This window comes from Streptomyces sp. NPDC026500, assembly GCF_055567635.1.
Genome location: NZ_JBVHQB010000021.1, coordinates 176,343 through 185,166, shown reverse-complemented (window position 1 = coordinate 185,166; position 8,824 = coordinate 176,343). Strand labels below are relative to the sequence as shown.

General features: G+C 70.4%; 7 protein-coding genes. 3 read left to right on the top strand and 4 right to left on the bottom strand.

The annotated features are described in order from the left end of the window. Positions 1-769: 769 nt before the first annotated feature. Together ACZ4N5_RS32275 and ACZ4N5_RS32270 are read left to right on the top strand one after the other, a co-directional pair. Positions 770-1,933 carry an acyltransferase family protein gene (locus tag ACZ4N5_RS32275; RefSeq protein ID WP_467760564.1) on the top strand — a complete coding sequence of 388 codons (1,164 nt, stop codon included), beginning with the start codon at positions 770-772 and terminating at the stop codon, positions 1,931-1,933. Positions 1,934-2,532: 599 nt separating this feature from the next. Next, a complete protein-coding gene (locus tag ACZ4N5_RS32270) occupies positions 2,533-2,940 on the top strand; it encodes a hypothetical protein (RefSeq protein ID WP_467760563.1) in 408 nt (135 codons plus the stop codon). 116 nt (positions 2,941-3,056) lie between these two features. On the opposite strand, the gene leuE is transcribed toward ACZ4N5_RS32270, so the two are convergent. Further along, positions 3,057-3,707: a leucine efflux protein LeuE gene (gene leuE / locus ACZ4N5_RS32265; RefSeq protein WP_467760562.1), complete on the bottom strand. Its 651-nt coding sequence runs from the start codon at positions 3,705-3,707 to the stop codon at positions 3,057-3,059. A gap of 111 nt (positions 3,708-3,818) precedes the next feature. Next, a complete protein-coding gene (locus ACZ4N5_RS32260; RefSeq protein ID WP_467760561.1) occupies positions 3,819-5,399 on the bottom strand; it encodes an acyl-CoA mutase large subunit family protein in 1,581 nt (526 codons plus the stop codon). 252 nt (positions 5,400-5,651) lie between these two features. On the opposite strand from ACZ4N5_RS32260, the gene ACZ4N5_RS32255 reads away from it, so the two are divergent. Next, positions 5,652-6,527 (top strand): L,D-transpeptidase family protein, encoded by an 876-nt coding sequence (locus tag ACZ4N5_RS32255; protein ID WP_467760560.1) that lies wholly within the window; start codon positions 5,652-5,654, stop codon positions 6,525-6,527. Positions 6,528-6,943: 416 nt separating this feature from the next. Here ACZ4N5_RS32255 and ACZ4N5_RS32250 read toward each other — a convergent pair whose 3' ends face one another. Beyond that, the gene (locus ACZ4N5_RS32250; RefSeq protein ID WP_467760559.1) at positions 6,944-8,029 is read right to left on the bottom strand and encodes a hypothetical protein; all 1,086 of its coding nucleotides are present in this window, start codon (positions 8,027-8,029) and stop codon (positions 6,944-6,946) included. After that, the gene (locus ACZ4N5_RS32245) at positions 8,029-8,691 is read right to left on the bottom strand and encodes an RNA polymerase sigma factor (RefSeq protein ID WP_467760558.1); all 663 of its coding nucleotides are present in this window, start codon (positions 8,689-8,691) and stop codon (positions 8,029-8,031) included. The genes ACZ4N5_RS32250 and ACZ4N5_RS32245 overlap by 1 nt, the downstream gene beginning before the upstream one ends. Positions 8,692-8,824: the final 133 nt, after the last annotated feature.

The window sequence follows — 8,824 nt, the reverse complement described above, 5'->3', positions numbered from 1 at the left end:
CTCCGGGGTTCCCGGGCCACGCGGGATCCCCGGGCTCCGGGGTTCCCGGGCCACGCGGGATCCCCGGGCTCCGGGGTTCCCGGGCCACGCGGGATCCCCGGGCTCCGGGGTTCCCGGGCCACGCGGGATTCCCGGGCTCCGGGGTTCCCGGGCCACGCGGGATCCCCGGGCTCCGGGGTTCCCGGGCCACGCGGGATTCCCGGGCTCCGGGGTTCCCGGGCCACGCGGGATTCCCGGGCCATCGGAGTTGTCGCGCCACGCGGATTCCCGGGCCATCGGGGTTGTCGCGCCACGCGGGGCTTTTCGGGCTCCGAGGTTCTCGGATCACCGGGATTCCCGGACCGCGCCGGTCTCTCGGGCCACCCGGGTCTCCAGGGTCGGCGTGTCCACGGGTGTTTGCGGCGGGCGCGCTTGCGCGTGGCCGCTGGGGCGTTGTCTCCGTTGCCGGGGGTGCGCCCCGCGCATACTTCGGGGCGGGCTCCCGGTGCACGCCTGCCGCGCGCGCCTCGCGCACCCCCAAACACCCATCGGCGCGCCCCACATGCGCCCCTGCGCTCCCCACCCCCCGCGACACCCGTTCGAGAGGACTTCGGAACCTCGTCCGGACCGCCGTCGATTTGTGCCGATTCGGAAGAGTTCTCAACGTAGGGGCATCACATAGATGAACTCCCGTGGGCGAGACGACAAACCGGCCTCGCCGAGGCGTAAGCATCCCCGACTATCGGACTAACGTGCTGTGGGCCAGCTGAGTCCCATTGAGGGGAACCTTGTGATCGACACGCCCGAGGAGGCCCGCGGGACGTCAACCGGCACCGTGGTCCGTACCGTCCTGCCACCCGCCGAGACGTCACCCCCGCCCAAGCCCGCGGCGCGCCGGGAGAACCGGCTGCGCGCCCTCGACGGGCTGCGGCTCGTCGCGGCCCTGATGGTGGCCGGATACCACTACGGCGGCCGGGACGGCGAGGTCGCGACGGCGTGGGGCACTTCGCCGAAGCATCAGTTCCCCATGCTGCACAATCTGTTCGCCTACGGCTGTCTGGGCGTGCAGGTCTTCTTCGTGATCAGCGGCTTCGTCATCTGCATGAGCGGCTGGGGCCGGCCGCTGCGCTCCTTCTTCGCCTCCCGCGCCTCCCGGCTGCTGCCCGCGTACTGGGCCGCGATCATCATCGTGACGGCGGTGTTCGCCCTGCCCGTCGTCGCGTACAAGGCGGTCTCCCCGAGCGACGCGCTGCTCAACCTGACGATGCTGCAGCAGCCGTTGGGCGTCGACCGGGTGCTGGGCGTGTGCTGGACCCTGTGGGCCGAGGTCCGCTTCTACGCCCTCTTCGCGCTGTGCATCGTGCTGCCGGGGGCGAACCGGCAGCGCGTGATCATGTTCTGCGCGGGCTGGACCCTCGCGGCGGCCATCGCGCAGGGCGTGAACGAGCCGCTCCTCAACATGGTCCTGATGCCGGAGTACGCCCCGCTCTTCATCGGCGGTGTCGGCCTCTATCTCGTCCACCGCGACCGGCGTGACGCGTACGCCTGGGGCATCGTCGGCGTGAGCTGGCTGATCGGCCAGCACTACGCGGTCCAGCGGCTGTGGCACGCCCCGAACCCGGAGTTCTTCTCCAACCGCTCGTCCCTCGGCATCATCCTCGTCATCACCTTCGGCTACGTCGCCGTCGCCGCGATCGCACTGGGCTGGCTGCGCTGGGCGAACTGGCGCTGGCTGACGGTCGCGGGCGCACTGACGTACCCCTTCTACCTGGTCCACGAACACCTGGGCTGGGTCGCCATCAAGGCCTACCACCAGACCCTGCACATCCCGTCGTACGGCACGTTCCTGGCCACGGTCGCCACGATGCTGCTGCTCGCCTGGCTGCTCAACCAGTACGTGGAGAAATGGCTCACCCCGAAACTCCGCACGGCCCTCTCGAAGCCGCGCCCGTAGCCGGCCTTCCGGTGACCGCTCCGTAGGTCGCCCCCGAGGCACCCGTACACCCGGCCGGAGATCGCCCCTCCGCCGAACGCGCCCGCACCCGGTCACCGACCACCGGGTGCGGGCGTCGTCGTCGTCACGGCCGCAGGAGGGAAGGTCCGGTGAAGACGGACTCGGAGACGGAATCGGAGACGGACGAGGAACTGCTCAGCCGGTCGGTGAGCGACCCGGTGGCGTTCGAACCGCTGTCAGTTGGCTGAGCCGGGCGCTCAGTACCCGGTCGCAGCGCGGTTGCTCGATTCGCCGGCGGATACGTCAGTGCTTTCTATTTGGCGCGCAGCCGGTACGGGGGCCCGGCCGCAGCACCGGCATCACAGGAACTTTCTCGGCCCGGACGAACTCGCTCTCGGCTGATATCGGCCCAGCCGTGCGGGCATCACGCGAGACCGAAGAATAGCGAACAGTTGAATTCCTGCGCCACTTTTCCTACATGGAGCGCGCGAGTCCGTTCCCGCCGACAGCCGAAATCAGCCTTGTGGAATTCACTTCTCCCTCCGTAGCGTGCAATTCGGAAAAAGCTTCAGCCAGCGAAACCGAACAAGGGAGAGAACGTGAAGTCTCGTTTCCGCCTGTCGGCCACTGTCGCCGCGCTGTCACTGGCAGCCGCAGGCGCGGTGGGGCTGTCCGCGACTCCGGCAGCCGCTGCGTCCGTCACGTGTCTTGGCTACACGGGGAACCTGAACGAATACGGCGCGATCCTGTTCGTTTGGCAATTCGGGCCGTCCGAGTGCTTCGGTGTGGCACCTTCAGGAAGCATCTGGCACACGTGGTCGGGTGCGGGCGGCTGGAAGGAGATGCCCGGGAACGGCAGAGCGTCGCACTTCACCGCGTTTTTCGAGAACTCCACCGGCAAGGCCGTGAAGGTCGTGACGGAGTCCGGAAACTCCTACTGCAACTACGACGACTACGCGACCAATACGTGGGGCGGCTGGTACGCGACGTCCACCGACCACTGCTGAACCGTTTCCAGGCGTTTCCGGGTGGCCACCTGGCCGCCCGGAAACGGGGACGCCCGAACTCGGCTCCCTCGCACATTGCACCCGCCTTCGACCCCGGCTGAACGCCACCGGCGTTCCTAGGTGCTGGCGAGCGTGAGCTTGACCGCGAAGCCGAGGAAGAGGGCGCCTGCGGCGGTCGTGGCGCCCGCGGAGAGGCGCTTGCGTCGGCGGAAGGCCGCCGCGAGGCGCGTACCGCTGAAGATCAGCGCGGTCAGGTAGAGGAAGCTCGCGAGCTGGGCGAAGGCGCCGAGCACGACGAAGGAGAGGGCCGGGTAGGCGTACCCGGGGTCGACGAACTGCACGAAGAAGGCGACGAAGAACAGGATCGCCTTCGGGTTGAACAGGCTGATCACCAGCGCCCGCCGGAACGGCCGCTCCCCGGCCACCACCTCGGGCTCCGCGCTCTCCGCGACCGGCTCCCGTCGGGCCCGCCACATCGCCCACGCGGCCCGCAGCATCCCGACCGCCAGCCACGTCAGATATCCCGCGCCGGCGTACTTCACGATCCCGAACAGCACGGCGTTCGCCTGCAGCAGCGACGCCACACCGGCCGCCGACAGCGTCATCAGCACGGTGTCCCCGCACCACACACCCGCGGCGGCGGTATAGCCCGTACGGACGCCCCTGCGGGCGGCGACGGACAGCACGTACAGCGAGTTCGGTCCCGGCAGCAGGACGATCAGGACGAGACCCGCGAGATAGGTGGGGAGATCGATGACACCAAGCATGAGAGCGAGTGTCGCACGGGCCTCCGACAGCCCGTAGAGGCGTCTCGCCCGTCAGTCGCCGTCGAGGAGCGAATCTCCGCGCGGTGCGCGGCCCGTACGCGGGAGAGCAGGTCAGAAGGCATCCGACGGCACGTACGTGCCCCAGATCTCGCGCAGCGCGTTGCAGACCTCGCCGACCGTCGCGCGGGCGCGCAGGGCGTCCTTCATGGGGTGGAGGACGTTGTCCGTGCCTTCGGCGGCCTTCTTCAGGGCGGCGAGTGCGGTGTCGACGGCCTCCTGGTCTCGCTCGGCGCGGAGGCGGGCGAGGCGTTCGGCCTGCTGGGCCTCGATGGCCGGGTCGACGCGGAGCGGCTCGTACGGCTCCTCCTCGTCGAGCTGGAAGCGGTTGACGCCGACCACCACACGCTCGCCCGAGTCGGTCTCCTGGGCGACGCGATAGGCGGACCTCTCGATCTCGCCCTTCTGGAAGCCGTGCTCGATCGCTTCGACGGCGCCGCCGAGGTCCTCGACCCTCGTCATGAGGTCGACGGCGGCCGCCTCGACGTCGTCGGTCATCCTCTCGATGACGTACGAGCCCGCGAACGGGTCGACCGTCGCCGTCACGTCCGTCTCGTAGGCCAGGACCTGCTGGGTGCGCAGGGCCAGTCGCGCGGACTTGTCGGTGGGCAGCGCGATGGCCTCGTCGAAGGAGTTGGTGTGCAGCGACTGGGTGCCGCCGAGGACCGCGCCGAGGCCCTGGACCGCGACCCGGACCAGGTTCACCTCCGGCTGCTGCGCGGTGAGCTGGACACCCGCCGTCTGCGTGTGGAAGCGCAGCATCAGCGACTTGGGGTCCTTCGCGCCGAACTCGTCCCGCATGACCCGGGCCCAGATGCGCCTGGCCGCTCGGAACTTGGCGACCTCCTCCAGGATGGTCGTACGGGCGACGAAGAAGAAGGAGAGGCGGGGCGCGAAGTCGTCGACGTCCATGCCGGCGTCGACGGCCGTACGGACGTACTCGATTCCGTCGGCGAGCGTGAACGCGATCTCCTGCGCGGGAGTCGCTCCCGCCTCGGCCATGTGATAGCCCGAGATCGAGATCGTGTTCCACTTCGGAATCTCGGTCCGGCAGTACTTGAAGATGTCCGCGATGAGCCGCAGGGACGGCTTGGGCGGGAAGATGTAGGTCCCGCGCGCGATGTATTCCTTGAGGACGTCGTTCTGGACGGTGCCGGTCAACCGATCGGCCGGGACGCCCTGTTCCTCGCCGACCAGCTGGTACATCAACAGCAGCAGCGCGGCGGGCGCGTTGATCGTCATCGAGGTGGAGACCTTGTCCAGCGGGATCCCGTCGAACAGGACGCGCATGTCGTCGATCGAGTCGATCGCCACACCGACCTTGCCGACCTCGCCGTGCGCGAGGGGGGCGTCCGAGTCGTGGCCCATCTGGGTGGGCAGGTCGAAGGCGACCGACAGGCCCATCGTGCCGTTGGCGATCAGCTGCTTGTAGCGGGCGTTGGACTCGGTGGCCGTGCCGAAACCGGCGTACTGCCGCATGGTCCACGGACGGCCCGTGTACATCGACGGGTACACCCCACGGGTGAAGGGGTACGCGCCCGGCGCGCCCAGTTTCTCGGCCGGGTCCCAGCCGTCCAGGGTCTCGGGGCCGTAGACCGGTTCGATGGGCAGTCCGGACTCGGATTCGCGCGCCATTGCTGTGCCTCCCGTGAAGCGGCCCGATGACAGGAATCGACCTCGGCCACGGACTGTAGCGGCCCCGGTGCACCAAGCAGAGGGACCCGCGCCGGGACCTTGCTCAACGACCCTTTCGCGGGCCGGTTCCATGGTTCTCTTCCACCATGCGGCCTGGTTCGCAACCGGTCACCCGCGGGGAGCATCTCAGGTGACACGACGGCGGGACGGGGGCCTGAAGTGCACGACAGGACGGGTGGAACAGGGGTCCGGATGCGTACGACTGGCATGAAGAGATCGCTGGCCGCGCTCGCGGCGTTCGCCGCGGTGAGCGGCTGCACGGCGCACGCCGTGGACGCGCAGGGGAAGAAGCCGCCGGTACGGATCGAGGGTTCGCTCGCCCCGGCCCCCGGCGCGAAGGGGGAGGACGACAAGCCCGCCGCGCCGTCGAAGGGGGCGGACGACCAGTCCGGCTCCGCCGGGACGGGGAAGGGCGGCAAGCCCGCCGCCGTGCCCGCCGAAGTCCTCTGGTCCAGCGGCGACCGGGGCGACGACGTCCGCAAGGCGCAGGCGCGGCTGCATCAGGTCGCGTGGCTGATCACCCCGCCGACGGGGACGTACGACGCCCGGACGGTCGAGGCCGTGAAGGGGTTCCAGGGCAAGCGGGGGCTGCCGCGCACCGGTGAACTGGACACCGTCACCTGGCGGCGGCTGCGGAAGATGACACACGAACCGGCGGACTGGGAGCTGTACCCCTACGGCGGGCAGCCGGCCGCGAAGCCCGACCCGCGCTGTATGACGGGCCGTGTGCTGTGCGTCAGCAAGACGAGCCGCACGCTGCGTTGGATGATCGACGGCAGGACGGTCTCGGAGATGGACGTGCGGTTCGGCTCGCAGTACACGCCCACCCGCGAAGGTGTGTTCAGCGTCTACTTCAAGTCGCGCCACCATGTGTCGACGATCTACCACACGTCGATGCCGTACGCGATGTTCTTCAGCGGCGGCCAAGCGGTGCACTATTCCTCGGACTTCGCGGCCCGCGGCTATTACGGCGCCTCGCACGGCTGCGTCAACGTGCGGGACGAGGGGAAGGTCGCGGCGCTGTTCGCACAGGTCCGCACGGGCGACAAGGTCGTCGTCTACTGGTGACGGACCCCTGCGCGAAGGCGGGGCGAGGGAGAGTGGGGCGCGGGTGGGACCGGGGGAACGTGTCCCACCCGCGCCGGTTGCACAGAGCCATGGGTACGGGGGGAACCCCGGCTCCGTGCGACGGCCGATGACCAGTCGGCTCACCACTTACTGCGTCAGGGCGGCCGAAAACGTCACACCCGGCCCAAAAAAAGTTCAACGCAATACGAAAGCGCAGGTCAGCGAGGCTCCGGGAGCTCGCCGGACCAGAGTCAGGGTGTTGGGCCACCCGTGCGGCACGACGGGGCCGAGCCCCGCAGCACGCTCTGCGCGAGGGCAACGGTCACAAGAGTGAGCTGGTCGGAGAGCTGACGGCACGACAGCACGCCGGTCGGGAAGCCGACGACGGCACGATCAGCGCCTGGGAGAACGGCCGTTCACGAGAGGGCGCTGTCCGACGGGATCGGCGTCGCGCTCGACAGCGGGGACCTCGTCGGCACGGCCGGCAGGAGCGCAGCCGGCCCCGGGTACAGGGCGGACGGGGTGCTGATACCACCGTTGCCCCGGGGGTCGTTGCCGCGTGGCGCTATGTGGTGGCCGTCGCCGTCACCGCCGCCGCCCTGCTCGCCGCCCTGGTCCCCCTGGCTCGACCCCTGCTCGCCGCCGTCGCCTGTTCCGTTTCCGGTGCCGTCGGCCGATCCGCCGCCCAGCCGGCGGCCGAGGACGCCCGAGCAGTACAGCTTCACCCGGCGGCCGCCACCCGCCACATGCTCCAGTGCGCGCCTGCGGTCCGCGTCCAGATCCTTGCCGTCGAGGACATCACGGCAGTACGAACGCGTACGGGCCCACCACTCGCGGGTGCGGTCGGCGCTCCCGGTGGAGTCCGGACGGGGCAGACCGCTCGTGAAGTCGGTGCCGGAATCGGCGGGCGAGGAGGCGTCGCCGGAGGGACCGCCCGACGGACCGTCAGGCACCGGCAGCATGGAGCCGATGCCGCCGGAGACTTCGGGCGACGGCGAGGCGGACACGAGCGGCCGGTCCGGGGTCCGTACCGCCGTGGCCGTGGCGGCCGGGCCCGGGTGTTCACGGGTGAACGGAGTCGGCAGCACTCCGGTTCCGGCCGCGACGGCCACCCCGCCGACCATCCCGACGGCCAGCACCGCGGCGAGCCCGAAGCGGGTGGGCCGTCCCCAACGCGTCCGGCGTCCGTGCGCGCCGGGGCGCCCGATGCGTACGAGGCCGCCGTCCGCGACATGCGCGCCGGGCCGTGCGTGACCACGGTGGCCGAGCTGTGCCGCGGCGCCGTCCCCGTCCGCGCGCGCCTTGCGGAACGCGGCCAACGCGGCGGCCTCGCCCGGGAGTTCGTCGCTGCTCAGCTTGGGTTCGGCGGCCAGCGCGTCGAGCGCCTCGGCAAGGCGGTCCATCTGCTCACGGGTGCCGGCGTCGACGGCTTCCAGCGGCTCTCTGCGCAGCAGACGCTCCGCGGCGTCGCGGTCCAGCCACCTGTACTGCTCGTCGGCCATCACATGTCCTTCTGCGCCCGCGAACGCGTATGCGTCACACCGGCGGACGTCACCGCGCGGGTGCGCGAACCTCGTTGTGGGGGAACGGCGTCGAGCGCGCCGACGGATTCCGGATCGGTGCCGAGCAGCTCCGCGAGCCGTTTCAGGCCGCGGTGCGCCGCCGTGCGGACGGCTCCGGGACGCTTGCCGAGGGTCTCGGCGGCCGTCTTTGCGTCGAGGCCGACCACGACGCGCAACACTACGGCCTCCGCCTGGTCCTGCGGGAGCTGGGCGATGAGCGAGAGGGTGCTGTCGGTGGACAGCGCCTCGATCGCCTCGATCGCGGTGTCGGACTCGGCGGCCTTGCCGGTCAGCTCGGTCTCGTCGCCGCCTATCGCGGGGCGGCGGCCACGCATCCGTATGTGGTCCAGGGCGCGGTTGCGGGCGATCCTCGCCGCCCAGCCGCGGAAACGGTCCGCGTCCCCACTGAACCGCTCCAGGTCACGGGCGATCTGGAGCCAGGCCTCGGACGTGACGTCCTCCGCGTCCGCCTCGCCCACCAGCGTCCGTACGTATCCGAGCAGGCGTGGATGCACCGCTCGGTACACAGTCCGGAACGCGGTCTCGTCCCCGTCCTGTGCAGCAAGTACCGCGGCGGTCAGCTCCGCGTCGTCCCCCAGCACCCCCGCGCCCCTCTTTGCGCCTCAACCGGCGCCGCTCTCGCGGACCGGGTTCTCGCCGTCGTGGTTCCTCGATGGACGGTTGTGGTCTCAGGTCCGCGTGGTTCTGGTCTCAGGTCCCACGCGGTTCTGGTCT

Coding starts and splice junctions, on each gene's coding strand:
- leuE (WP_467760562.1), bottom strand. CDS start 3,707: ATGCTTGGTGTCATCGATCTCCCCACCTATCTCGCGGGTCTCGTCCTG.
- ACZ4N5_RS32260 (WP_467760561.1), bottom strand. CDS start 5,399: ATGGCGCGCGAATCCGAGTCCGGACTGCCCATCGAACCGGTCTACGGC.
- ACZ4N5_RS32255 (WP_467760560.1), top strand. CDS start 5,652: ATGCGTACGACTGGCATGAAGAGATCGCTGGCCGCGCTCGCGGCGTTC.
- ACZ4N5_RS32250 (WP_467760559.1), bottom strand. CDS start 8,029: ATGGCCGACGAGCAGTACAGGTGGCTGGACCGCGACGCCGCGGAGCGT.